The organism is Streptomyces sp. NPDC018610, from assembly GCF_044391765.1.
Taxonomy (GTDB): domain Bacteria; phylum Actinomycetota; class Actinomycetes; order Streptomycetales; family Streptomycetaceae; genus Streptomyces.
Genome location: NZ_JBISAL010000009.1, coordinates 70,649 through 95,253 on the forward strand (window position 1 = coordinate 70,649; position 24,605 = coordinate 95,253).

At 73.4% G+C, this 24,605-nt stretch carries 18 protein-coding genes and 1 pseudogene; 13 read left to right on the top strand and 6 right to left on the bottom strand.

The window, feature by feature from the left end:
- Positions 1-97: 97 nt before the first annotated feature.
- The 6 genes and pseudogenes from ACH5A8_RS23045 to ACH5A8_RS23070 all read left to right on the top strand — a co-directional run.
- A complete protein-coding gene (locus tag ACH5A8_RS23045; RefSeq protein ID WP_399004774.1) occupies positions 98-1,264 on the top strand; it encodes an amino acid ABC transporter permease in 1,167 nt (388 codons plus the stop codon).
- Positions 1,261-1,446, top strand: coding sequence for a hypothetical protein (locus ACH5A8_RS23050; RefSeq protein WP_399004776.1), 186 nt, complete (start codon positions 1,261-1,263; stop codon positions 1,444-1,446). The genes ACH5A8_RS23045 and ACH5A8_RS23050 overlap by 4 nt, the downstream gene beginning before the upstream one ends.
- A gap of 93 nt (positions 1,447-1,539) precedes the next feature.
- The gene (locus ACH5A8_RS23055; protein WP_399004778.1) at positions 1,540-2,565 is read left to right on the top strand and encodes a transporter substrate-binding domain-containing protein; all 1,026 of its coding nucleotides are present in this window, start codon (positions 1,540-1,542) and stop codon (positions 2,563-2,565) included.
- A gap of 77 nt (positions 2,566-2,642) precedes the next feature.
- On the top strand, positions 2,643-3,848 hold the full coding sequence (locus ACH5A8_RS23060; RefSeq protein ID WP_399004780.1) for an LLM class flavin-dependent oxidoreductase: 1,206 nt from the start codon (positions 2,643-2,645) through the stop codon (positions 3,846-3,848).
- A 20-nt stretch (positions 3,849-3,868) separates the two neighbouring features.
- Complete coding sequence (locus tag ACH5A8_RS23065) at positions 3,869-5,242, top strand: NtaA/DmoA family FMN-dependent monooxygenase (RefSeq protein ID WP_399004782.1); 1,374 nt, start codon at positions 3,869-3,871, stop codon at positions 5,240-5,242.
- Positions 5,239-5,435: pseudogene (locus ACH5A8_RS23070) on the top strand (LLM class flavin-dependent oxidoreductase); the annotation flags it as partial. The gene ACH5A8_RS23065 and the pseudogene ACH5A8_RS23070, both read left to right, overlap by 4 nt.
- 203 nt (positions 5,436-5,638) lie before the next feature.
- Here ACH5A8_RS23070 and ACH5A8_RS23075 read toward each other — a convergent pair.
- Positions 5,639-8,203, bottom strand: coding sequence for a CHAT domain-containing protein (locus ACH5A8_RS23075; RefSeq protein WP_399005301.1), 2,565 nt, complete (start codon positions 8,201-8,203; stop codon positions 5,639-5,641).
- A 163-nt stretch (positions 8,204-8,366) separates the two neighbouring features.
- On the opposite strand from ACH5A8_RS23075, the gene ACH5A8_RS23080 reads away from it, so the two are divergent.
- From ACH5A8_RS23080 to ACH5A8_RS23090, 3 genes are all read left to right on the top strand, one after another.
- Positions 8,367-9,806: a S8/S53 family peptidase gene (locus ACH5A8_RS23080; protein WP_399004784.1), complete on the top strand. Its 1,440-nt coding sequence runs from the start codon at positions 8,367-8,369 to the stop codon at positions 9,804-9,806.
- A 77-nt stretch (positions 9,807-9,883) separates the two neighbouring features.
- Positions 9,884-10,459 carry an RNA polymerase sigma factor gene (locus ACH5A8_RS23085; RefSeq protein WP_399004786.1) on the top strand — a complete coding sequence of 192 codons (576 nt, stop codon included), beginning with the start codon at positions 9,884-9,886 and terminating at the stop codon, positions 10,457-10,459.
- On the top strand, positions 10,456-10,938 hold the full coding sequence (locus ACH5A8_RS23090) for a hypothetical protein (protein WP_399004788.1): 483 nt from the start codon (positions 10,456-10,458) through the stop codon (positions 10,936-10,938). The genes ACH5A8_RS23085 and ACH5A8_RS23090 overlap by 4 nt, the downstream gene beginning before the upstream one ends.
- 57 nt (positions 10,939-10,995) lie before the next feature.
- On the opposite strand, the gene ACH5A8_RS23095 is transcribed toward ACH5A8_RS23090, so the two are convergent.
- From ACH5A8_RS23095 to ACH5A8_RS23115, 5 genes are all read right to left on the bottom strand, one after another.
- Positions 10,996-12,291: a cytochrome P450 gene (locus ACH5A8_RS23095; protein ID WP_399004790.1), complete on the bottom strand. Its 1,296-nt coding sequence runs from the start codon at positions 12,289-12,291 to the stop codon at positions 10,996-10,998.
- 228 nt (positions 12,292-12,519) lie between these two features.
- The gene (locus tag ACH5A8_RS23100; RefSeq protein WP_399004792.1) at positions 12,520-14,739 is read right to left on the bottom strand and encodes an NADP-dependent isocitrate dehydrogenase; all 2,220 of its coding nucleotides are present in this window, start codon (positions 14,737-14,739) and stop codon (positions 12,520-12,522) included.
- A gap of 153 nt (positions 14,740-14,892) precedes the next feature.
- Positions 14,893-15,459 (bottom strand): DUF4186 family protein, encoded by a 567-nt coding sequence (locus tag ACH5A8_RS23105; protein WP_399004794.1) that lies wholly within the window; start codon positions 15,457-15,459, stop codon positions 14,893-14,895.
- Positions 15,460-15,568: 109 nt separating this feature from the next.
- Entirely contained in the window at positions 15,569-16,657 is a 1,089-nt protein-coding gene (locus ACH5A8_RS23110; protein ID WP_399004796.1) for a mechanosensitive ion channel family protein, read from the bottom strand.
- A gap of 264 nt (positions 16,658-16,921) precedes the next feature.
- Positions 16,922-17,686: a crotonase/enoyl-CoA hydratase family protein gene (locus ACH5A8_RS23115; RefSeq protein WP_399004798.1), complete on the bottom strand. Its 765-nt coding sequence runs from the start codon at positions 17,684-17,686 to the stop codon at positions 16,922-16,924.
- Between the two features lie 122 nt (positions 17,687-17,808).
- On the opposite strand from ACH5A8_RS23115, the gene ACH5A8_RS23120 reads away from it, so the two are divergent.
- The 4 genes from ACH5A8_RS23120 to ACH5A8_RS23135 all read left to right on the top strand — a co-directional run bounded on the left by ACH5A8_RS23120 (position 17,809) and on the right by ACH5A8_RS23135 (position 24,603).
- The gene (locus ACH5A8_RS23120; RefSeq protein ID WP_399005303.1) at positions 17,809-19,749 is read left to right on the top strand and encodes an ABC transporter ATP-binding protein; all 1,941 of its coding nucleotides are present in this window, start codon (positions 17,809-17,811) and stop codon (positions 19,747-19,749) included.
- A gap of 522 nt (positions 19,750-20,271) precedes the next feature.
- Entirely contained in the window at positions 20,272-20,652 is a 381-nt protein-coding gene (locus ACH5A8_RS23125; protein WP_399004800.1) for a protease inhibitor I42 family protein, read from the top strand.
- Between the two features lie 409 nt (positions 20,653-21,061).
- Positions 21,062-21,889: an FAD binding domain-containing protein gene (locus ACH5A8_RS23130; RefSeq protein ID WP_399004802.1), complete on the top strand. Its 828-nt coding sequence runs from the start codon at positions 21,062-21,064 to the stop codon at positions 21,887-21,889.
- A complete protein-coding gene (locus tag ACH5A8_RS23135) occupies positions 21,886-24,603 on the top strand; it encodes a molybdopterin-dependent oxidoreductase (RefSeq protein ID WP_399004804.1) in 2,718 nt (905 codons plus the stop codon). Before ACH5A8_RS23130 ends, ACH5A8_RS23135 begins: the two co-directional genes overlap by 4 nt.
- Positions 24,604-24,605 lie beyond the last annotated feature (2 nt).

Here is a 24,605-nt window from a genome sequence, read left to right on the forward strand (position 1 = left end):
CGCGCCGCCCCCTCCGCGAAACGGTTGTCCGTCCTCGCGGTGACGAGGGCCGCCGTACCACGGCGGGTTCCGGGTCCCCGACTCCGCTGGAGCCGCCATGAGCGAACCCCTGGGGACTGTCGTGTCCCTCGACACCACAGCCAAGACACCGGACCTGTCTCCCGAGACCGGCCCCGACCCGACCGGCCCCGTCGACACCGGACCCGCCCAGACCGAAGCCGGTCGGATCGGACCCGCCCCGACCGGCCCCGCCGAGACCGGGTCCACCGAGCCCCGACCCGCCGAGACCGGGTCCGCCGAGCCCCGACCCGTCGAGGCCGGCTTCGCCGAGGCCGGCGAAGCCGCACCGCCGGCGCACGACCGGCGGGTGAGGCCGCTGCGCCGTCCCGGCCGGTGGGTCGCGACCGCCGTCGTCCTGGTCCTGGCCGCCCAGTTCGTCCACGGACTGGCGACCAACCCGTTCTACCAGTGGGACCGCTTCGCCTACTGGTTCTCCCGCCCCACCATCCTGGAAGGCCTCCTCACCACCCTGGAGGTCACCGCCCTCAGCGCCGTACTGGGCCTGCTCGGAGGCGTCCTGCTCGCCCTGGCCCGGCTCTCCCGCAGCCCCGTGCTGCGCACGGCCGGCTGGCTCTACGTCTGGGCGTTCCGGTCCGTCCCGCTGATCGTGGTGCTGATCTTCCTCTACAACTTCTCCGCGCTGTACCAGACGTTGAGCATCGGCGTCCCTTTCGGGCCGGCCTTCTTCCGCTTCGACGAGTCTCGGCTGGCCACCGACATGGCCGTCGCCGTGGTCGGCCTCAGCCTCAACGAGGCCGCCTACGCCGCCGAGGTCGTCCGCGGCGGCGTCCTCTCCGTCGACCAGGGCCAGCACGAGGCGGCCGCCGCCCTCGGCCTGCCCAGGCACCGCCGGTTCACCCGGATCGTCCTCCCACAGGCCCTGCGCTCCATCGTGCCCAACTACGTCAACCAGCTCATCGGCCTGGTCAAGAGCACGTCCCTGGTCTTCTACGTCTCGCTGCTCGACCTGTTCGGCGCCGCCCAGACCATGGGCTCGACCTACCCCGGCGACATCGTGCCGCTGCTGCTCGTGGTCACCGTCTGGTACCTGATCCTGACGAGCCTCTTCTCCGTCGCCCAGTTCTACGTCGAGCGGTACTACGCCCGCGGGGCCACCCGGACCCTGCCGCCGACGCCCCTCCGAAGACTGCGGACCGCGCTGACCGAGGCGCGGGTCCGCCTGCGCGGCGAGGCCGCCGTATGAGCACCGGACCCGGGAGCGCGCCGAGTGCCCCGGCCGGCGTCGAGGCACAGGGCGCCCACGAGTCCTACGGCGCCCACCGGACGCCGGGCGGCGCCGGCCCGGCGATCCGGCCCGGCGGGGTCACCGTGCTCCCCGCCCCCTCCGACGACGGCAAGTCCACCCGCGCAGCAGGGACTTCCTGAGCAAGGCCCTGCGCGCTTCGCCGCCCCGCGCACCACCGCGGCCCGCCGGGCCCGCGTCCCCCACGCCCCCCGCCACACCCGACAAGGACAGCCATGCCCACCTCCAGCCTCCCCGGCCGGCTCCTGCGCCACCTCACCGCCACCGCCGCCGTCGCCTCCCTCGCCCTGTCCCTCGCCGCCTGCGGGGGCGACAGCGACGCGGCCACCACCACCGGCAGCGCGGCGGACGGCACGGTCACCGTGGGACAGCTGTCCAACGGCGCGGCCCGGCAGACCACCCTGAAGGTGTCCGAGGTGAAGGCCCTCAACGCCGAACTGCCCGCCGCCGTACGCGAGAGCGGCAGGCTCGTCATCGGCGTCGGCGCGCTGCCCGCCGGTTTCCCGCCGCTGGCGTACGTCGGCAGCGACCAGAAGACCCTCACCGGCGCCGAACCCGACCTCGGCCGCCTCGTCGCCGCCGTCCTCGGCCTGAAGCCCGAACTGCGCGACTCCACCTGGGAGAACCTCTTCGTCGGCGTCGACAGCGGCAAGGTCGACGTCGCCTTCTCCAACGTCACCGACACCGAAGAACGCAAGAAGAAGTACGAGTTCGCCTCCTACCGGCAGGACAACCTCGCCTTCGAGGTCGCCGGGAAGAGCACCTGGAACTTCGACGGCGACTACGAGAACCTCGCCGGCCGCACCGTCGCCGTCAGCTCCGGCACCAACCAGGAGAAGATCCTGCTGGAGTGGCAGGCGAAGCTCGCCAAGGAGGGCAAGAAGCTCACCGTCAAGCACTACCAGGACCAGAACAGCACCTATCTGGCTCTGGCCGGCGGCAGGATCGACATCTACTTCGGCCCCAACCCCGCCATCGCCTACCACACCCGGCAGACCGCGAACACACCGCGCGCCACCCGCAACGCGGGCGAGGTCTCGGGCGCCGGCCAGACCCTCCAGGGCCTGATCGCCGCCACCGCCAAGAAGGGCAGCGGACTGGCCGAGCCGATCGCCGACGCCATCGACCACCTGATCAAGGACGGACAGTACGCCAAGTGGCTGGCCGCCTGGAACCTCTCCAACGAGGCCGTCACCGACTCCCGCGTCGACCCGCCCGGCCTGCCCCTCGACAACTCCTGAGCCGGCCGCGGGGCCTCTCGTACGAGAGGCCCCGGCCGCCGAGCTCGAACGTCCCCGAAGGAAGGAACAACCCACCCGTGTCCCCGAACCCCTTCGCGCATCTGCACCTCGCCGTCGCCCTCGACGGCACCGGCTGGCACCCGGCCTCCTGGCGGGACCCGGCGGCCCGCCCTCGCGACCTGTTCACCGCCGGACACTGGGCCGATCTGGTCACCGAGGCCGAGCGCGGCCTGCTCGACTTCGTGACCTTCGAGGACGGCCTCAGCCTCCAGTCCTCGCACCCCTTCGACCCGGACGCCCGCACCGACCAGGTCCGCGGCCGGCTCGACGCCGTCCTCACCGCCGCCCGGATCGCCCCGCTTACCCGGCGCATAGGCCTCGTGCCGACCGTCGTCACCACCCACACCGAGCCGTTCCACATCTCCAAGGCGATCGCCACCCTCGACTACGTCAGCTCCGGCCGCGCCGGACTGCGGGTGCGCGTCAGCGCGCGCCCCCACGAGGCCGCGCACTTCGGCCGCCGCACCGTCCCGCGCATCGACGCCTACGACAGCCCCGACGCCCGGGACGTGGTCACCGACCTGTTCGACGAGGCCGCCGACTACGTGGAGGTCGTCCGCCGGCTGTGGGACAGCTGGGAGGACGACGCCGAGATCCGCGACGTGGCCACCGGCCGCTTCGTCGACCGCGACAAACTGCACTACATCGACTTCGAGGGCCGCCGCTTCAGCGTCAAGGGCCCCTCCATCACCCCCCGCCCGCCGCAGGGCCAGCCGCCCGTCACCGCCCTCGCCCACCAGACCGTCCCGTACCGGCTGGTCGCCCGGCAGGCCGACATCGGATACGTCACCCCACACGACACCGACGACGCCCGCGCGATCGTCACCGAGATCCGCGCCGAGCAGGAGGCGGCCGGCCGGGCGGACGAACCGCTGCACGTCTTCGGAGACCTGGTGGTCTTCCTCGACGACGACGCCTCGGCCGCCACGGCCCGCCGCGAGCGGCTCGACGAGCTCGCGGGCGAGCCGTACACCGGCGACGCCCGGATCTTCGCCGGGACCGCCGTACAACTCGCCGACCTCTTGCAGGAGTTGTCGTCGGCCGGGCTCACCGGGTTCCGGCTGCGGCCCGCCGTCGCCGGCCACGACCTGCCGGCCGTCACCCGAGGACTGGTACCCGAACTCCAGCGCCGCGGCGCCTTCCGCCGCGCCTACGAGGCCGACACCCTTCGCGGCCTGCTGGGCCTGGCCCGCCCCGCCGACCGGTACGCCGCCACCGTCTGAACGGCAGGAGACCCACGACCATGAGCAAGCCGCTCAAGCAGATCCACCTGGCCGCGCACTTCCCCGGCGTCAACAACACCACCGTGTGGAGCGACCCGGCCGCGGGCAGCCACATCGAGTTCAGCTCCTTCGCCCACTTCGCGCGCACCGCCGAACGCGCCAAGTTCGACTTCCTGTTCCTCGCCGAAGGGCTGCGCCTGCGCGAACAAGGTGGGAAGATCTACGACTTGGACGTCGTCGGCCGGCCCGACACCTTCACCGTCCTCGCCGCCCTGGCCGCCGTGACCGACCGCCTCGGCCTGACCGGCACCATCAACTCCACCTTCAACGAACCCTACGAGGTGGCCCGCCAGTTCGCCTCCCTCGACCACCTCTCCGGCGGCCGCTCCGCCTGGAACGTCGTCACCTCCTGGGACGCCTTCACCGGGGAGAACTTCCGGCGCGGCGGCTTCCTGCCGAAGGAGGAACGCTACGCGCGCGCCGAGGAGTTCCTCGCCACCGCGGGCGAACTCTTCGACTCCTGGCACGGGGACGAGATCGTCGCCGACCCCGAGACCGGGGTCTTCCTGCGCGACGCCAAGGCCGGCGCGTTCGTCCACCAGGGGCAGCAGTTCGACATCCACGGCCGGTTCGACGTGCCGCGCTCGCCCCAGGGCCGACCGGTGATCTTCCAGGCCGGGGACTCCGAGGAGGGCCGCGAGTTCGCCGCCTCCGACGCCGACGCCATCTTCAGCCGCCACGCCTCCTGGGACGACGGCCGCGCCTTCTACCGCGACGTCAAGGCCCGCCTGGCCAAGTACGGCCGCCGGGACGACCAGTTGCTCATCCTGCCCGCCGCGACCTTCGTTCTCGGCGACACCGACGCCGAGGCCGAGGACCTCGCCCGCGAGGTGCGCCGGCAGCAGGTCAGCGGCGCGACCGCGATCAAGCACCTGGAGTTCGTCTGGAACCGGGACCTGTCGTCGTACGACCCGGAGGGCCCGCTGCCCGACATCGACCCGGACACCGGCGAGGACCACATTGCGCGCGGCCGTGCCCAGGTCCGCATGTACCGGGACCCGTTGGCCACCGCCCGGGAGTGGCGCGAACTGGCCGCCGCCAACAACTGGTCCATTCGCGACCTGGTCATCCACACCGGCAACCGGCAGACCTTCGTCGGCTCGCCCGCCACCGTGGCCAAGACCATCAACGAGTTCGTCCAGGGCGACGTCTCCGACGGGTTCATCCTCGTCCCGCACATCACCCCCGGCGGCCTCGACCCGTTCGCCGACAAGGTCGTCCCGCTCCTGCAGGAACAGGGCGTCTTCCGCACCGACTACGAGGGGACGACCCTGCGCGACCACCTCGGCCTCGACCACCCCGACGTGGCGCGCCATGGGCGGGTGGCGTCGTGAAGTTCCTCGCCATCACCCTGATCGTGCACCGCCCGGACCGGTGACGGGCGTACTGAAGTCCATCCACGAGCGCTTCCGGGAAGTCCTCGACGACGCGGTGCTCGCCGAGGGACCAGGCTTCGACGGCTTCGGGGTGGGGGAGCGGCACGAACGGCCCGGCGCCGACGAACTCCTCATCACCACGATCACCCACGACCACGCGGCCCGGGTGCGTTCGTACGAACCGCCGGCCGAGGGGTGGCACCGCGGATGACACCGGCCGGGCGGGCCGGGGAACGGCGCCGGCGCTCCGTCCGCGCCCGGCCCACCCGCCCGGCGTCCCGTCGCGGGTGGCGCGGTGGGCGTGGCGGGATGGCGCGGTGGCGCGGTGGCGCGGTGGCGTGGCGGCCGGGTGGGTCAGGCGGCGCCGAACGCCGAGAACGCCCACCCCGTCGCCCGGTGCGTCGCGTCGTCCGGCAGCGCGGCGCGGGCGTCGCGCAGCGCCTCGGCCAGGGACAGCCCCGCGGCGATCCCCCGGTGCAGGGCCAGCATCAGCGGCACCACCGCCTCGTCGTTGACGGGCGCGCTGCACGCCACCACCCCGGCCGTGCCCAGCGGCAGCAACGCCGCGACCAGACCGAGGAGTTCGTCCGCACCGACCGAGGCGAAGCGGGCGGTGTCGCAGCAGGACAGGATGATCCGGTACGGGCTGCGGGCCAGCCGCTCGAGGTCGTGCACGATCAGGGGCCCGTCCGCCATGCTCAGCGAGGAGAACAGCGGACTGTCCGCCCGGAACGTGCCGTGCGCGGCGATGTGCGCGAGCGCCGCCCCGTCCAACTCCCGTAGCACCCGCGAGACATGGGCGCCGTCCCCCTCCAGGACGACGGGAGCGCCGTAGCGGCCGGCCAGCTGCGGCACCTCCGCACCGCCGGTCGCCAGGTGCGGACCGCGCACCAGCACCCGGCGGCCGGACCGCGGCGGCCGCGTCTCCCGTGCCCGCAGCCAGCTGACCGCCGACGGCGACACGCTCAGCACCCGCTCTCGCAACGACGGCAGCAGCGCCCACGGCACCCGGTGCAGCGCACCCGGCGGCACCACGACCACCGGCCCGCGGCCCAGCTCCCGCGCGGCCGGACCGAGCAGCAACTCCTCCAGGCGGCGGCCCGCCGCCTCCACCAGCGGCAGCCGGGCCGCCGCCCCCGGGTGCGCGAGGCGCCGAAGCCCCGCCTGCACGTACTCCGCCTCCAGCACCGCGTCCGCCAGCCGCCCCGCCTCGAAACGCCTGACCCGCCCCTGCCCGCACAGCAGCACGTGCACGCGCCCGTCGAGCACGGCCAGTTCCACCAGCCGCGCGTCGCCGAGCCGCTCCAGCAGCCGGCCGGGCTCGAACCGGTCGCCACCGCCGGGCGCCGCCCCCCGCAGTCGCAGCGTGCGCGAGCGGATCTCCCGCTCCAGACGCCGTTGTTCGCGTTCCAGCGCGACGACCGGCTGCCCCTCCTGGCGGGCGTCCTCGGCCCGGGCGGCGATCTCCCTGAACGCCGTCAGCGAGCTGAGCAGCGCGGGGTCGGCCGGCGGCCGGGTCGGCGGCGCGGACAGCACGGTCGCCCGCCACCGCTCGCTCCACACCAGCGACCGCCGCGGCCGGCCCGAGGCGTGCGCCGCCTCCTGGGCCAGCGCGGCCAGTTCGGCGCCCTGCGCGGTCGCCCGGGCACGCAGCTCCGCGGCGCCCAGCGTCATCCGGTGGTCGTCGAGCACGTCCAGCCCCCGCCGGCACGCCTCCAGCACACCCCGCCGCGAACCCGCCGCCCGCGCCCGCAGCGCCTGCGCCGCCCAGCCCGTCATCCGGGCCGGCGGCGGCCCGCCGTGCCGGCTGCGGGCGGCCCGCGCCAGATGCCGTTCCGCCTCCGCCGGCCGGCCCAGCGCGAGCGCGATCCGGCCCGCCAGCAGCGACGCCTGCGGCGCGGCGGGCGAACCGAAGGCGGCCAGGCGGCCGGCGACCTCGGCGGCGTCCGCGACCAGCCGCCCCGAGCGGCGCCCGGTGTCGACCCGCGCCTCGATCAGCACCAGCCGGGCGTGCGTCTCCCACCAGGCGCGCCGCTGCCCCGCGAACAGCCGCACCGCCACCGCCGCCCGCGCGATCGCCGTGTGCGGGTCGTCCGCCAGCCGGGCCGCCCGTGCCGCGGCCAGCAGCAGTTCCGCCTTGCGGGTCGACTGGCCGCCCAGCCGGTCCAGTTCGGCGATCGCCGAGTCCGCCTCGGCCAGCGCCTCCGGTGCCAGACCGGCCGCCATCAGCACCTCGCAGCGCCGGACGCTCAGCATGAACGTCGGCGTGCCCAGCTTGGCGTAACGCTCCTCGGCCTCGTCGAGCAGCCGCAGCGCCGCCGGGATGTCGCCCTGCCGGAAGGCAGCCAGACCCCGGCTCTCCACGGCGTCGGCCTTGTCGTGCTCCTGGCCGGTGGTGTCCCACAGCGCCTCGGCCGCCGTGAAGTCGGCGTCCGCCCGCTCCACCGCCCCCAGCGCCAGATGCACCGTCGCCCGCAGCGTCAGCGCCCGCGCCGTCCAGATCACGTCGTCCGCCTGCCGCAGCACGGGCACCGCACGGCGTACGTCCTCCAGCGCCTCACGGTGCCGGCCCAGCACCCACCACACGTACGCCCGCCGGAACAGCACCCGCGCCCGGGTGTGCCCCGTGCCCCGGGCCACGCCCCGCTCGAACGCCGCCAGCCCGTGCCGGGTCCGTCCCGCGTGCACCAGCGCCACCCCGAGTGTGGCCAGCACGTCGGCCTCCCGCTCGGCCGAGTCCGCCCGCGCCGCGAGATCCCGGGCCCGCCGCAGATGCCGCAGCGCCAGACGCATGTCGCCGAAGTCCCGCTGCCAGATGCCGATCACCTGGTGCGCCACCGAACCGTGCAACGGCGACGGGCCGGCCTCCAGCAGCCCGCGGGCCCGGTCCAGCGCCTCGTTCGGGGCGGCGAACACCATCGGCAGCAGGTCGAGGGCCGAATCGCTGCTTCCCGCTGTCACGCCTCGGATGGTAGTGGCCCCCGCGCCCCGGCCGCACCGGGCCCCAAAGTACCCGACGATGTATCAATCGACGCACCGGCGACTCTGACTGACGACCGCCGCCTCACCGGGAGGACACTCCATGGCGCCACAGCGATTCCGTGAACAGTTCGACCAGATCCAGCGCTCGATGCCCGGCATCCCCCTGGCGATGGGCCCGGACGACGCCGCCGAGTTCCTCTACGAGAAGGGCGTCGTCCTCGCCCGCGACGGCGAGGAGGCCCGCATGGTCGAGGACGCCGTCCGCGCGCACTTCACCGAGGCCCCCGGCCTGTCCGCCGACCGGGTGCGCCGGGCGGGCCCGGAGACCAACCGCACCGGCGTCACCCGCATCCAGGTCGGCGACCGGGGCCACGGCGACCGCGAAGGCGACCAGGCCGTCGCCCACGCGCTGCGCGCCCTGCGCCAGCACGAGGGCCGCGCCGGCCGGCGGCTGGTGAGCCGCAACCACGTCGTGTCGATCGCCTCGGTCAACGCCTGCCCCGGCGACGAGCCCGTGCCCGCCCCGCGCCACCGGGGCCTCAACCCCGCGCCCGCCGACATCCCCTACGACGCCGGCACCGCCGTGGCCGTCCTCGTCATCGACACCGGCCTCATGAGCGACCACGGCCGCGTCCCGCTGCTCGCCCACGTCCGCGGCGACGCGCAGATCAGGGAGACCGACGACCACGGCGTCCTCCAACAGTACGTAGGCCACGGCACGTTCATCGCCGGGCTGGTCGCCGCCGTCGCCCCCGGCACCGACATCACCGTCCGAGGCACCCTCAACGACGCGGGCGCCGTCCTGGAGTCGGACTTCGGGCACAAGCTCTTCGAGGCCGTCGACGAGGGCGGCTGGCCCGACATCATCAGCCTCTCCGCCGGCACCTCCAACGGCCGCACCGACGGCCTCCTCGGCGTCGACGCCTTCATGCGCGAACTGCGCGCCCGGGGCAGCCTCCTGGTCGCCGCCGCCGGCAACAACGCCAGCGCCACGCCGTTCTGGCCCGCCGCCTACGCCGACCTGCCCGAGTACGCCGACTGCGTGCTGTCGGTCGGCGCGCTGCGCGGGGACGGCGAGCACGGCGCCTGCTTCAGCAACCACGGCGGCTGGGTGAAGGCGTACGCCCCCGGCGAGCGGCTCACCGGCGTCCTCACCGGCTTCGACGCCCCGGTGCCCTACGTCTACCAGCACTCCACCTACGACACCTGCCGGTTCGGCTTCACCTACGCCTGCACCTGCCAGTCCCCGCGCCACACCGGCCTGTTGAGCGAAGGCCGCGACAACGGCTCGGCCAAGGCGGACCAGGTGATGTTCGAGGGGTACGCGCACTGGAGCGGGACCTCCTTCGCCACCCCCGTCGCCGTCGGCATGGTGGCCGCCCACATGACGGCGCACAAGGAGCGCGACGCGCGCGCCGCCCGGCGCCGACTCCTCGAAGGCAACACCGAGTACGCCGAGGTGCGCGGGGCGCACGTGCCCGCGCTGCGCCCCCCGACCTGGCGCCCGTCGCCCGTCGTACGGCTCGACCCCCCGGCATGAGCACCGCGACCCTCACAGGGACCGGAACCCTCCCTTCCACGGCGTACGATTGCTTGCCGTACACGAAGGGTGAGTCCGTGGACCGTGCAGATGTCGGCGCGCTCGTCCGGTCCGCCGTCGACGGTGACGCCGCGGCCTGGAAAGCGCTGGTGGAGGGGCTCAGCCCGCTGGTGTGGTCGGTGGTGCGAGCGCACCGGCTCTCCGACGCGGACGGGCACGAGGTGTACCAGACCGTGTGGTTCCGCTTCGCCCAGCACCTCGGGCGGATCCGGGAACCCGACAAGGCGGGCTCCTGGCTGGCGAGCACGGCCCGCAACGAGTGCCTGAAGACGCTGCGGAGCCTGAGCCGGCTGACGGTGACGAGCGATCCCCGGCTGCTCGACCGCGTCAGCGAGGAGAGCACCCCCGAACAGTCGCTGCTCGACTCGGAGGAGGCCGCCGCGCAGAGCGAGCGGGTCCGCAGACTGTGGCAGGAGTTCGAGCGGCTCGGCGACCGCTGCCGCCAGTTGCTGCGGGTGCTGATCGCCTCGCCGCCGCCCAGCTACCAGGAGGTCTCCGCCGCGCTGGGCGTCGCGGTGGGCAGCATCGGACCACTGCGCCAGCGCTGTCTGCGGCGGCTGCGCGCACGACTCGACGCACGGGAGACCCAGTGAACGACGACATCGGCAACGGGGACGAACCGGGCGGCGACCCGGAGGAGTTCGACGACACGGTGCTGGAGGAGGAGCTGCGGCGGGCCGCCGCCGTCCTCGACCCCGTCCCGGACGAGCTGCGCCAACTCGCCCTGGACGCCTACGCGCTGCACGACCTGGAGACCCGGGTCGCCGAGCTGACCTTCGACTCCCTGGTCGACGCGATCCCGGTCAGGGGCGCCATGGACGTCCCGCGCATGCTCACCTTCCAGGCCGGCGCGCTCACCGTCGACGTGGAGGTCACCGGGGACGGCCTGCTGGGTCAGCTGATGCCGCCGCAGCCGGCCGGCATCGAGGTGCTGCACGGCCCGCGCCCGGGAACCGGGCTCACGGCCGACGGCCTCGGCCGCTTCACCGGCGAGGCGCCGCCCGCCGGACCGTTCGCCCTGCGGGTGCGCACGGGGGGCGAGGTGGTGGTCACCGAGTGGCTGCGGGCGTGAGCCCGCCCGCCGTCCGCACCGGCCCGCCCGCCGCCCGCACCGCCTGGCCCGCCGCCCTCACCAGGTGACCGGCAGGGTCTGCGGGCCGCGGATCATCGTCCCGCGGCGCCATTCGACCCGGCCGGGCGGGACCGCGAGCCGCAGACCGGGCAGTCGGCCGAGCAGCGTGTCGACCAGCAGCTCGATCTGCAGCCGGGCGAGGACCGCGCCGGTGCAGTAGTGCGGGCCGTTGCCGAAGGCGAGATGCGGGCAGGGTGCGCGGTCGGGGTCGACGCGGTCCGGGTCCGGGAAGACGGCCGGGTCGCGGTTGGCGGCCAGGTAGGAGACGTAGACGGGCTCGCCCGCGGCGATGCGCACCCCGTGCAGCTCCACGTCCTCCAGCGCGATCCGGGCCAGGCCCACGGTGCTGCGGTGCGGGATGTGGCGCAGCAGCTCGTCCAGGACCGGGCCGCGCTCCCCGGGCCGCTCGCGCATCCGGGCCATCAGCTCGGGGCGGGTCAGCAGCAGGTACAGCATCTGGCCGCAGTTGTGGGTGACGGCCTCCCCGCCTATCTGGAGGGGACCGGCGAGACCGACCGCCTCCTCCTCGCTGATCTCGCCCCGGCCCACCGCGGTGCCGAGCAGCGACAGGACGTCCTCGGCACCGCTGTCCCGGCGGGCGCGGACGTTCCGCCTGATCCAGCCGTACATGCCCTCCTTGGCGCGGTCTGCGGCCTCGGCGCCACCGCACATGGAGATGATCTGCCGGGTCCAGGTGTGCACCTGCTCCCGGTCGGCGGGCGGCACCCCCATCACCTCGCTGACCACCGCGATCGGGAAGGGTTCGAGCACCCGCTCGACCAGATCGGCGGGCGGTCCCTCCCGGATCACGGCGTCCACCAGCTCGTCCAGCAGGTCCTGGGCGCGGGGCCGCAGCCGCTTCATCGCGCCGACGGTGAAGGCCGCGGAGACCGGCTTGCGCAGCCGGTTGTGGTCGGGCTGGTCGGCCCACGCCAGCGAGCCCGGGCGCGGTTTGAAGTGCGGTGCCAGCCGGGTCACCTGCCGCCGGGTGACCTCCGCGCGGCTGAAGCGCGGATCGTTCGTGATCAGCTTGACGTCGTCGTAGCGGGTCGCCAGCCAGGCCCAGCCCTCGCCGTGCGGCAGGCGTATGCGGGTGATCGGGCCCTCCCGCATCAGCTCGGCGAGTACGGGGTCGAACTCCGTGCCCGCCAGGTCGAGGGCGGGCCAGTCGCGTATCGGAGGCGGCGCCGGCTCCTCGACGGGGGGCGCGGTGACCGGAGCGACCTGGATGGCAGGGGCGGCAGGGCGCGGCGCCACCCGGTCGGGCGAGGGCGTGGTGATCTCCTGCGTCATGCATCCACCCTCACCGTCACCCGCCCGCTTGTCGCGCGGAAGCGCTTTGGCGGGCGGCCATACGGGTGGCCCGGCCCCGCCCCGGCGCCGGCGGGCTCCCAGCCGCGGCCGCGCCGCCCGGTCGGCGCGGAACGGCTCCGCCCCCGGCCGGCGGGAGGGCCGGGCGGGGGCGGAGCGGGGCCGTGCGGGCCGGCGGGCCCGTCGGGGACGGGTGCGCCGGAACCCGGGTCAGCTCAGGGCGGCCAGGGCCTCGTTCCAGGTGGCCGACGGGCGCATGACCTCGGCGGCCTTGGCCGGGTCGGGCTGGTAGTAGCCGCCGATGTCGGCCGGCTTGCCCTGGACGGCGTTCAGCTCCTCGACGATCTTCTGCTCGTTCGCGGCGAGCGTCTCGGCGAGCGGCGCGAAGGCCTTGGCGAGGCCGGCGTCGTCGGTCTGCGCGGCCAGCTCCTGCGCCCAGTACAGAGACAGGTAGAAGTGGCTGCCGCGGTTGTCGATGCCGCCGACGCGACGGGTCGGGGACTTGTCCTCGTTGAGGAAGGTCGCCGTGGCCCGGTCCAGGGTGTCGGCGAGGACCTTGGCCTTGGCGTTGCCGGTGGCCTCGGCGTACTGCTCCAGGGACGGCACCAGGGCGAAGAACTCGCCGAGGGAGTCCCAGCGCAGGTAGTTCTCCTTGACCAGCTGCTGCACGTGCTTGGGCGCGGAGCCGCCGGCGCCGGTCTCGAACAGGCCGCCGCCCGCCATCAGCGGGACGACCGACAGCATCTTGGCGCTGGTGCCCAGCTCCAGGATCGGGAACAGGTCGGTCAGGTAGTCGCGCAGCACGTTGCCGGTGACGGAGATGGTGTTCTCGCCGCGGCGGATGCGCTCCACCGACAGCTTGGTGGCCTCGACGGGGGACAGGATCTTGATGTCCAGGCCCTCGGTGTCGTGCTCCGCCAGGTACTCCTCGACCTTCGCGATCAGGTTGGCGTCGTGGGCGCGGGTCTCGTCCAGCCAGAAGACGGCCGGGTCGCCGGTGGCGCGGGCACGGGTGACGGCCAGCTTCACCCAGTCCTTGATCGGGGCGTCCTTGGTCTGGCAGGCGCGGAAGATGTCGCCGGCCGACACGGTCTGCTCGATCACGACCTCGCCGGCCTGGTCGACGAGGCGGACCGTGCCGGTGGTGGCGACCTCGAAGGTCTTGTCGTGGCTGCCGTACTCCTCGGCCTTCTGCGCCATCAGACCGACGTTCGGGACGGAGCCCATGGTCGACGGGTCGTAGGCGCCGTGGGCGCGGCAGTCGTCGACGACGGCCTGGTAGACGCCCGCGTAGGAGGAGTCCGGGAGGACGGCGAGGGTGTCGTGCTCCTGGCCGTCCGGGCCCCACATGTGGCCGGAGGTGCGGATCATGGCCGGCATGGAGGCGTCGACGATGACGTCGGAGGGCACGTGCAGGTTGGTGATGCCCTTGTCGGAGTCGACCATGGCCAGCTCCGGGCCCTCGGCGAGCTCGGCGTCGAAGGAGGCCTTGATCTCGGCGCCCTCCGGCAGGCTCTCCAGGCCCTTGAAGATGCCGCCCAGACCGTCGTTCGGGGTCAGGCCGGCCGCGGCGAGCGTCTCGCCGTACTTCGCGAACGTCTTCGGGAAGAAGGCGCGCACCACGTGACCGAAGACGATCGGGTCGGAGACCTTCATCATCGTGGCCTTCAGGTGCACGGAGAACAGCACACCCTCCTGCTTGGCGCGGGCGATCTGCGCCGTGAGGAACTCGCGCAGCGGCGCGACGTGCATCACGGAGGCGTCGACGACCTCGCCCTTCAGGACGGGTACGGACTCGCGCAGCACGGTGGTCGTGCCGTCGTCGCCGACGAGCTCGATGCGCAGCGCGCCGTCCTCGGCGATCACCGCGGACTTCTCGGTGGAGCGGAAGTCGTCCACGCCCATGGTCGCCACGTTCGTCTTGGACTCGGGGGTCCAGGCGCCCATGCGGTGCGGGTGCGTCTTGGCGTAGTTCTTGACCGAGGCGGGGGCACGGCGGTCGGAGTTGCCCTCACGCAGGACCGGGTTGACCGCCGAGCCCTTGACCTTGTCGTAGCGGGCGCGGATCTCGCGCTCCTCGTCGGTCTTCGGGTCGTCCGGGTAGTCCGGCAGCGCGTAGCCCTGGGCCTGCAGCTCGGCGACGGCGGCCTTCAGCTGCGGGATGGAGGCCGAGATGTTCGGCAGCTTGATGATGTTGGCCGCGGGCGTCTTGGCCAGCTCGCCCAGCTCGGACAGCGCGTCGGGGATGCGCTGGTCCTCGTTCAGGTACTCCGGGAACACGGCGATGATGCGCCCGGCCAGCGAGATGTCACGGGTCTCCACGGCCACACCGGCCTGCCCGGCGTACGCCTTGACCACCGGCAGGAAGGAATACGTCGCCAGGGCCGGGGCCTCGTCAGTGTGTGTGTAGATGATGCTCGAGTCAGTCACCGGGTGCTCCGCTCCACGTCCACGTCTGCAACATTGCTCGACATCAAGATATCTCGTGATCGGCCCCGGCTCGACAGGGGTCCGGCACGGGCCGCGCCGGGGACGCCGCCGTCGGCCGCCGCCCCGTAGGCCGTCGCCGCGGGCCGGGCCGGCTCATCCGCCCGCCACCTCGCGCTCGATCCAGCGGCAGATCACCTCCACCACGTACGCCCGCTCCGCGCGGCTCAGCTCGCGCCCTTGGGGTATCCGGTGCCAGCGCTCCAGGCAGCCGCGACAGCAGGTGGCGGTGGCGTGCTGGGCGACGAAGACCGGGTGGCCCCGGTAGGGCGTCTGCTTGCCGTCCTTGTACGGCGCGGCCGGCGCCAGCCGCTGGGTGATGAGGTCGCGCGCGTGCCACCGCAGGGTGGCCGGCCCGCGCGTCTCGGCGGTGACCCGGTCCCGGCCGCGCAGGTGGAACCGGGCCCGGAACGGCTGGCGCCCGATGGCGTCCAGTCGCCGGTCGAGCCACGCGGGCGCCGGGACGGCGTCGGGATCGGCGTCGGGATCGCGCGGGGTCCCGGTCCCGGATCCGGCAGCCGGCCCGCCGACCGGTCCGGTCGAGGGGTGGCGCGCGGGTCCGGTCGACGGATGGCGCGCGGGTCCCGCTGCGGGCTTGCGAGTGGGCCCGGCCGCCGGTTCGGGCGTCGGCTCGGGCATCGGGGCGTCGGAGGAGGAAACCATGCTCTTTCGAGCATATGGCCGAGCGCGCCGCGCCGCCGGACCGCGCCGGGTGCGCGAAGGCGAGAGGGCGGGCACCGCCGGCCGGTGCCCGCCCTCCCGCTCCCTGCCGTCAGAGCACCCCGGTGCCGGACCCCGCGTCCGCGCCGCTGCGCTGCTGCGGTATGGCCGCCGTGCCCTGGTGCAGCGCGACCGTCCGGGTCGGCGCGGGGATGCTGATGCCCTCGTCGCGGTAGCGCCGGTGCAGGCGCTTGATGAACTCGTGTTTGATCCGGTACTGGTCGCTGAACTCGCCGACGCCCAGGATGACCGTGAAGCCGATCCGGGAGTCGCCGAAGGTGTGGAACCGGATGGCGGGCTCGTGCTCCGGCAGCGCGCCGGTGATCTCGTGCATCACCTCGGCCACCACCTCCAGCGTCACCCGCTCGACGTGCTCCAGATCGCTGTCGTAGCCGACCCCCACCTGCACCAGGACCGTCAGCCGCTGCTCGGGCCGGGTGAAGTTGGTCATGTTGGTCTTGGCGAGCTGCCCGTTGGGGATCACGACCAGGTTGTTGGAGAGCTGGCGGACCGTCGTCTGGCGCCAGTTGATGTCCTCGACATAGCCCTCCTCGCCCGTGCTCAGCCGGATGTAGTCACCGGGCTGGACCGTCTTGGAGGCGAGGATGTGGACGCCGGCGAAGAGGTTGGCGAGGGTGTCCTGCAGGGCGAGCGCGACCGCCAGACCGCCCACGCCCAGAGCGGTGAGCAGCGGCGCTATCGAGATGCCCAGGGTCTGGAGCACCACCAGGAAGCCGATCGCCAGGACCAGTATCCGGGTGATGTTGACGAAGATCGTGGCCGATCCGGCGACCCCGGAACGGGACTGGGTGACCGTCCGCACCAGACCGGCGATCACCCGGGCCGCCGAGAGGGTGACCACGAAGATGACCCACACGGTCAGGATCTGGTCGACGTGGTGCTGCACCGTGCGGTGCAGGGGGAGTATCGCGGCCGCGGCCGCCGCGCCGCCCGCGATCGCCGCCCACGGCACGACCGTGCGCAGCGCGTCCACGATGACGTCGTCGCCGCTCCACTTGGTCCGCTTGGCGTGCTTGGCGAGCCAGCGCAGCAGCGTGCGCGAGAGGAACGCCCCGGCCAGGCCCGCGGCGACGGCGATGCCGGCGAGGGTGAGATCGTCCAGGGTCATGGCGCGGTTCACCGGCGGCCTCCCGAGGGCCGCTTGGCGGCGTACGGGGCCGCCGAGGGCCGGATGTGAGGTTGCGTCACGTTGTCACCTGCTCGGTTCCGGGATGTGCTGGCGCGCCGCCGTGTTCGGGGATCCCGAAGGCTCCGCGTGCGGCGCGATCGCTCATCCTGCCGTATCCGGCGGGGCGGTTCGCACCGTGACCGGCCCGGTCACCCGTAGCGGTGCACCGCCCCCGCGGCTCACCGCCCCGGGCGTCTCACCCGCCCCCGGCGCATCTCACGCCTCCCCGAACGCCCCGTGCCGCCCCGCCCCCGCCGCGAACCGCCCGGCGCCCTCGATCCCGCCCGGCAACACGGCGGCGCCGTAGCCGAGTTCGCGGTGCATCGCCTCCTGTTCCGGCCGCCCCTCCTGGTCCAGGGCCGAGGCGCGGTCGGAGCGCAGGCAGTCCTGCGGGAACCCCGCGATCGCGGCGGCCAGCCGCTCCGCCTCGGCACGGGACCGCCCGGTCGGCACCACCCGGTTCACGAGCCCCATTTCGTACGCCTCCGGGGCCGGCACCGGGCGCCCGGTGAGGATCATGTCCAGGGCGCGGCCGGTGCCGATCAGCCGGGGCAGCCGGACCGTGCCGCCGTCGATCAGCGGCACGCCCCAGCGGCGGCAGAACACCCCGAACACGGCGTCCTCCTCGGCCACCCGCAGATCGCACCACAGCGCCAGCTCCAGACCGCCCGCCACCGCGTGACCCGCGACGGCCGCGATCACCGGCTTCGACAGCCGCATCCGGGTCGGCCCCATCGGGCCGTCGCCGTCCTCGGCGACCCGGTTGCCGCGGTCGGTGCCGACCGCCTTCAGGTCCGCGCCCGCGCAGAACGTGCCGCCCTCGCCCCACAGCACCGCGACCCTGGCCTCGTCGTCGGCCTCGAACGCACGGAACGCCGCGGCCAGTTCGGCGGCGGTCGGCCCGTCCACCGCGTTCCTGGCCGCCGGCCGGGACAGGACGACGGTGCTGACGTACCCCTGGCGTTCGACGCGTACCGGCATGGGCGAGGGCCTCCTTCGGCGGACGGGAACGGCAGATTACTCCGCACTCGCCACGCGCGGCCGACCTCGAACGCGCGGTTGACCTCGATATTGCTCGAGGTTCTACGTTTCCCTCCATGAGCATGGAGACCACCGCCTGGACGCAACTGCGCAGCGTCATGGACGCCCAGCAGGGACACCGTCCCTTCGCCCGCGCCACGCTGCGCCGCATCGCAGCGTTCGCCCGCCCCCACCGCCGCCGCATCGTGTACTTCGTCGCCCTGGGGGCGGTGACGGCGCTGCTCGCCGTGGCCACCCCCGTCCTCGCCGGCCGGGTCGTCGAAGTCATCGTCGCGCACGGCGACCGGGCGACGGTCGTCCGCCTGGCGCTGCTGATCGCCGCGATCGCGGTGGCCGAGGCGGCGCTCGGAGTCCTCGGCCGCCGCCTGTCGGCGACGCTCGGCGAAGGGCTCATCCTCGACCTGCGCACGGCCGTCTTCGACCATGTGCAGCGCATGCCCGTCGCCTTCTTCACCCGCACCCGCACCGGAGCGCTCGTCTCCCGGCTCAACAACGACGTCATCGGCGCCCAGCGCGCCTTCAGCAGCACCCTGTCCGGCGTGGTGAGCAACGTGGTCACGCTGCTGCTCACGCTCGCCGTCATGCTCACCCTGTCCTGGCAGATCACCCTGCTCGCCCTGGTCCTGCTGCCGCTGTTCGTGCTCCCGGCCCGCAGGATGGGCGCCAGGATGGCCCGGATGCAGCGGGAGGCGGCCACGCTCAACGCCGCGATGAGCACCCGGATGACCGAGCGCTTCTCCGCCCCCGGCGCCACCCTCGTCAAGCTCTTCGGCCGCCCCGAGGAGGAGTCGAACCAGTTCGCGGCCCGCGCCCGCCGGGTCCGGGACATCGGCATCCGCACGGCGACCGCGCAGTCGGCGTTCATGACCGCGCTGACCCTGGTGTCCTCCCTCGCGCTCGCCCTGGTCTACGGCCTCGGCGGCTGGTTCGCCCTGCGCGGCTCCCTGGAACCGGGCGCCGTCGTCTCCCTCGCCCTCCTGCTGACCCGCCTGTACGCGCCGCTCACCGCGCTCGCCGGGGCGCGCGTGGACGTGATGAGCGCCCTGGTCAGTTTCGAGCGGGTCTTCGAGGTGCTCGACCTGAAGCCGCTGATCGAGGAGAAGCCGGACGCCCGCGAGGTGCCGGACGGCCCCGTCGCCGTCGAGTTCGACGACGTCCGCTTCGGCTACCCGCCCGCCGAGAAGGTCTCCCTCGCCTCACTGGAGGAGGTGGCGACCCTCGGCACCACCCCCCGGGCCCTGGAATCCGACGGGGAGGGCGGGACGCCCGGCGGCGACGAGGTCCTGCACGGCGTCTCCTTCCGCGCCGAGCCCGGCCGGACCGTCGCCCTGGTCGGCTCCTCCGGCGCCGGGAAGTCCACCGTCGCGCAACTGCTGCCCCGCCTGTACGACGTCGACGCGGGCGCCGTACGCGTCGGCGGCGTGGACGTGCGCGACCTGAGCGCCGCCTCCCTGCGCGCCACGGTCGGCATGGTCACCCAGGACGGACACCTCTTCCACGACTCGGTGCGCGCCAACCTGCTCCTGGCCCGCCCGGAGGCGAGCGAGGAGCACCTGTGGGAGGCGCTGCGCCGGGCCCGCCTCGACGCCCTGGTCCGCACCCTGCCCGAGGGTCTGGACACGGTCGTCGGTGAGCGCGGCTACCGCCTCTCCGGAGGCGAACGCCAGCGCATGACCATCGCCCGGCTGCTGCTGGCCCGCCAGCGGGTCGTCATCCTCGACGAGGCCACCGCCCACCTCGACAACACCTCGGAGGCCGCCGTCCAGGAGGCCCTGACCGAGGCCCTGGCCGACCGCACCGCACTGGTGATCGCCCACCGGCTGTCCACGGTGCGCGCCGCCGACCTCATCCTGGTCGTCGAGGCGGGCAGGATCGTCGAACGCGGCGCCCACGACGAACTCATGGCGGCCGACGGCCGGTACGCGGAGCTGTACCGCACACAGTTCGAACAGCGCCCGGACGCCTCCCCGGCCGGCCCCGCGCCGGAGAACGCGCCGGCCTGACCGCGGCCCCCCGGTTCCCACCGTGACGGTGTCCTCGGCGGGACCCGGCGCCGTCCCCTCCCGGCGGCGTCTTCGGCGCGGCGGAGACCGAGGCCGCCGCGGGAGGAGGGCAGGCGGTGTGGAGGAGGTGTGCGCGGCGGACGGCGTGTGATCCCCCGTGCACGCGGTGCGTGTTAGCCTGCCCGCCGCCATGACCGAACGTGCGTACGGAGGAGGCGCGGTGGGCCCGGACGGCTGCCGGACCAGGACATGACCAGCATCGCCCAGGAGGACGACGTGCTTCGGGTGCGCGACCTCGGGGCGGAACCACCTGGGCCGGCGAGGACGACTTCGTCGAGGCGACACGGGCAAGGCTTCCGGCAAACCCTGACGCGTACGGCGTCCACAATCCGCGGCGGCAGGAGCGGCGCCGCGATCGCGGCGACCGCGCTCCTCGCTCTCGCCACGGGCTGCGGCTCGGGCGCCGGCGAACCCATCGGCGGCTCCACGAGCCGCCCTGCGAGCGGCGCGACGAGCCATCCGGTGAAGGACACCAGCGTCACCGCCGAGCCGGGCGAGCGCTTCACGCTCACCGTCGGCCAGAACGCCTCCACCCGCGAGTACTGGTACCTGGTCGCCCCCGAGCCCGACCCCTCGGTGCTGGTCAGCCGCGGCCAGGACTACGCGTCGAACTCCGGCGGGGAGCCGATGCCCGGCGCCGGCGGCCGGCTCACCTTCACCTTCGAGGCCACGGGCGAGGGGACCACCCGGTTCACGCTGCTGCACTGCACCTTCACCACCTGCCAGGGCAACGACTCCACGCGGCCGCCGGCAACGACCGGACCCGCCGCCGGCCCGACCACGGGGGCGGCCCCCTCCGCCCGGGCCCCCGAGCGCATCACGTACACCGTCACCGTCGGCTGAGCCGCACCGCACCGCCGGACGGGGCGACAGACCCGAGGCCCGGCCACTTACGACGTCGCACCGCCCCCGCCGGACCGCACGCCGGGACGGCTGACCCACGCGCGGGTCGGCCGTGTCTGATCCGACCAGCCGGTCCGGGCGGGGCGGCGGGCGCGGGGCCACAGTGCGACGGCCGGCCGCGGGACTGGAGAGCGGGGCGGACGCGCTCGGTGGTCCCCGGCTGGGCCGTCACCCGCATACTGCGATAAGATGCGACAAAATACGAGGCTTGCCGATTCCGAGCGGCTCAGCCGCTGTGCACGGTAAGGTCGGCGGCCGACGTCCCGCTGATCGATCAGCGGGAAGCGCACCCGGACAGCGCCGGGGGACAGTCGTCCTCCCGCATCCTCATCTCCGTAGGTCGGCGTCCATGGACCTCAACACCATCACCGAAGTGGTTCGGCGACCGGCCGAACGGCCGGGCACGGACTGGCACGAGGGCGATGCCTGGCTCGCGGGCGGGACGTGGCTCTATTCCGTGGAGCAGCCGGACCTGCGGCGGTTGATCGACCTCACGGCGTTGCGTTGGGAACCCCTCGTCGTGTCGGACGAGGGCCTGGAGATCGGCGCCACGTGCACGGTCCGGGACCTGTACGCCTTTCCGTGGCCGAAGCACTGGACCGCCGGGATCCTTCTCCGGACGAGCTGTGAGGCGTTCCTGTCCTCGTTCAAGGTCTGGAACGCGGCGACCGTCGGCGGGAACATCTGCATGTCCTTGCCCGCCGGTCCGATGATCACGCTGACGGTCGCGTTGGAGGCGCGGTACGAACTGTGGGCGCCCGACGGCTCCGTGCGCTTCGTCGACGCACTCGACTTCGTCACGGGCGACCACCGCAACGTCCTCGCCCCGGGGGAGATCCTCCGGCGCGTCACCGTTCCGGAGCGTGCGCTGCGCAAACGCAGCGCGCACCGTCGCTTCGCACTGACCCGGCTCGGCCGATCGACGGTGTTCCTCGTCGGCACGCAGCGGCTGGGGGCGAGCGACCTGATGCTCACCGTCACGGCCGGTACCACCCGGCCGGTCCGCATGGTCTTCGACTCCCTGCCCGACGTCCGGACCCTGCGCCAGAGCCTCGACGCCGTGCCGGCCGACGTCTGGTTCGCCGATCCCAATGGAACCCCTGACCACCGTCGGCATCTGACACGGCACTTCGCCGAGGAGATCTGCCGCGAACTCGCGGCTGGGGACCTGGCATGAGTTACACGGTGAACAGCAAGAGATTCGACCGGGAACCGGCCCCCGGTCAGTGCCTGCGCACCTTCCTGCGCGAACTCGGCCACTTCGGCGTCAAGAAGGGGTGCGACGCGGGCGACTGCGGAGCCTGCACGGTGTGGCTGGACGGCGCACCGGTGCACAGCTGCATCACCCCCGCCTTCCGCGCGGACGGCCGAGAGGTGACCACGATCGAGGGCCTCGGACGGCCGGGCGCCCCGCATCCGATGCAGCGGCAGTTCGAGGACGCCCCCGGCTTCCAGTGCGGTTTCTGCACCGCGGGGATGATCATGACCTCGGCGACCTTCACCGAGGCGCAGAAGGCGGATCTGCCGAGGGCGTTGAAGGGCAACCTCTGCCGCTGCACCGGGTACCGGGCGATCGAGGACGCGGTGATGGGCGTCAGCGCGGTGGAGACGGCGGCACCGGGGAAGGCCGTCGGGACGAGCGTCGGCGCGCCCGCGGGCCATGACGTGGTGACGGGTCACGCCGAGTTCACCATGGACACCCACATCGACGGCCTGCTGCACCTCAAGGTGCTGCGCTCACCCCACGCGCACGCCCGGATCCTGTCGATCGACAAGAGCGCCGCCCTGGCGGTGCCCGGCGTCCACCGGGTGTACACCTGGGAGGACGTCCCCCGCAGACGCTTCACCACGGCGATCCACACCGATCACCTGGTCGACCCGGACGACACCCGTATCCTCGACGACACCGTCCGCTTCGCCGGCCAGCGCGTCGCCGCGGTCCTGGCCGACACGGTCGGGGCGGCGGAGGAGGGCTGCCGGCGTCTCGCGGTCGAGTACGAGGTGCTGCCGGCGGTGTTCGACCCGGAGGCCGCGATGGCCGACGGCGCACCACAGCTGCACGGTTCCCACGACCCGTTCGTCCGCGACCCCGTCCACAACATCCTGCTCGAACTCCACTCGCACATCGGTGACGTCGACGCCGGGTTCGCCGCGGCCGACGTGGTCCACGAAGGCACGTACTTCTCACCGCGGGTGCAGCACGCTCACCTGGAGACCCACGGTTCCATCGCCTGGATGGAGAACGGCCGGCTGAACGTCCGCACCAGTTCGCAGTCACCGTCGATCGCCAAGGTCAAGCTGGAGTACCTGTTCGCGCTGCGACCGGATCAGTTGAGGGTGTTCTGCGGGCGGGTCGGCGGCGGGTTCGGCGGCAAGCAGGAGGTGATCGCCGAGGACCTGGTCTCCCTCGCCACCCTGGACACCGGACGGCCCACGTGTCTCGAGTACACCCGCGAGGAGGAGTTCACCACGGCCTCGCCGCGGCACCCGATGACCCTGACGGTCAAGCTCGGCGCGAAGGCCGACGGAACGCTCACCGCCTTCCAGGTGCGCAACGTGTCGAACACCGGGGCCTACGGCAATCACGGCGGTGAGACGCTGTACGCGGGCGGAGCCGCCGTCATGATCTACCGCTGCCCCCACAAGAGGTACGACGCGTACTCCGTCTACACGAACACCGTGCCGAGCGGGGCGCTGCGGGGTTACGGGATGACGCAGCCGGCGTTCGCGGTGGAGTCGGCGATGGACGAACTGGCCCGCGCCCTTCACATCGATCCGCTGGAACTGCGCCGGCGCAACATCGTCCGGGCGGGTGAGCCCCTGGTCGCCCTGCACGACGGCCCCGACGACGTGATCTTCACCGAGGACGGACTCGCCGAGTGCATCGACCGGGTGGGCGACGCCCTGGCCCGTACGGCCGGCCGCCCGCCCCCCGGCCCCGAGTGGCTCGTCGGAGCCGGTGCGGCGAGTTCGCTGCACGAGACCGCCCCTCCCACGGAGCACCTCTCCGAGGCATGGGTCACCCTGGGTGACGATCTCATCTACGAACTCGCTGTCGGCACCGCCGAGTTCGGCGAGGGAACCTCAACGGCCCATGTCCAGATCGCGGCCAACCAGCTGGGCACGACGCCCGCGCGGATCCGTCTGGTGCAGTCCGACACCGACCGCACGGGATTCGACACCGGCGCCTTCGCGAGCGCAGGCCTCTTCGTGGCGGGCAACGCGGTCCTGCGGGCGGCCAACGCCGTGCGTGACCGCATCCTGGAGTTCGCCGCGGCGAACACGGGTGTCCATGTCGTGATGTGCGTGATGGACGACGACGGTGTCGTCTGCGGGGACCGGCGGGTGTCGCTGGCCGAACTCGTCGCGCTGGCCCGGACGCGTGGGATCCGCTTCACCGCCGCACGCAAGGCGTACGGCTCGCCCCGGAGCGTCACCTCCAACACGCAGGGGTTCCGGGTCGCCGTGCACCGTATGACGGGTGAGATACGGATCCTGTACAGCGTGCACGCGGCGGACGCCGGAGTGATCATCAACCCGGCGCAGGTCAGGGGACAGGTGGAGGGTGGAGTCGCCCAGGGGATCGGCTTCGCGCTGACCGAGAACCACCACGTCGACGACAGCGGCGTCATGGTCAACCCGAACCTCCGCAACTATCGCATCCCCGCCTACGCCGACATCCCCCGCACCGAGGTCCTCCTCGTGAGTTCGGCGGACTCGGTGGGCCCCATGCGGGCCAAGGGCATGGCCGAGTGCTGCGTCAACCCGGTGGCCCCCGCGCTCGCGAACGCGGTGCATGACGCGACGGGCGTCCGATACCGCGCGTTGCCGCTGACCCCGGAACGCGTCTACGGCCGGCTCCCCGCGGAGCAGTCGGTGCCGGCGGGTTGAGC

Coding starts and splice junctions, on each gene's coding strand:
- ACH5A8_RS23135 (WP_399004804.1), top strand. CDS start 21,886: ATGAGTTACACGGTGAACAGCAAGAGATTCGACCGGGAACCGGCCCCC.
- ACH5A8_RS23050 (WP_399004776.1), top strand. CDS start 1,261: ATGAGCACCGGACCCGGGAGCGCGCCGAGTGCCCCGGCCGGCGTCGAG.
- ACH5A8_RS23065 (WP_399004782.1), top strand. CDS start 3,869: ATGAGCAAGCCGCTCAAGCAGATCCACCTGGCCGCGCACTTCCCCGGC.
- ACH5A8_RS23105 (WP_399004794.1), bottom strand. CDS start 15,459: ATGGTTTCCTCCTCCGACGCCCCGATGCCCGAGCCGACGCCCGAACCG.
- ACH5A8_RS23055 (WP_399004778.1), top strand. CDS start 1,540: ATGCCCACCTCCAGCCTCCCCGGCCGGCTCCTGCGCCACCTCACCGCC.
- ACH5A8_RS23095 (WP_399004790.1), bottom strand. CDS start 12,291: ATGACGCAGGAGATCACCACGCCCTCGCCCGACCGGGTGGCGCCGCGC.
- ACH5A8_RS23130 (WP_399004802.1), top strand. CDS start 21,062: ATGGACCTCAACACCATCACCGAAGTGGTTCGGCGACCGGCCGAACGG.
- ACH5A8_RS23115 (WP_399004798.1), bottom strand. CDS start 17,686: ATGCCGGTACGCGTCGAACGCCAGGGGTACGTCAGCACCGTCGTCCTG.
- ACH5A8_RS23045 (WP_399004774.1), top strand. CDS start 98: ATGAGCGAACCCCTGGGGACTGTCGTGTCCCTCGACACCACAGCCAAG.
- ACH5A8_RS23080 (WP_399004784.1), top strand. CDS start 8,367: ATGGCGCCACAGCGATTCCGTGAACAGTTCGACCAGATCCAGCGCTCG.
- ACH5A8_RS23120 (WP_399005303.1), top strand. CDS start 17,809: ATGGAGACCACCGCCTGGACGCAACTGCGCAGCGTCATGGACGCCCAG.
- ACH5A8_RS23075 (WP_399005301.1), bottom strand. CDS start 8,203: ATGGTGTTCGCCGCCCCGAACGAGGCGCTGGACCGGGCCCGCGGGCTG.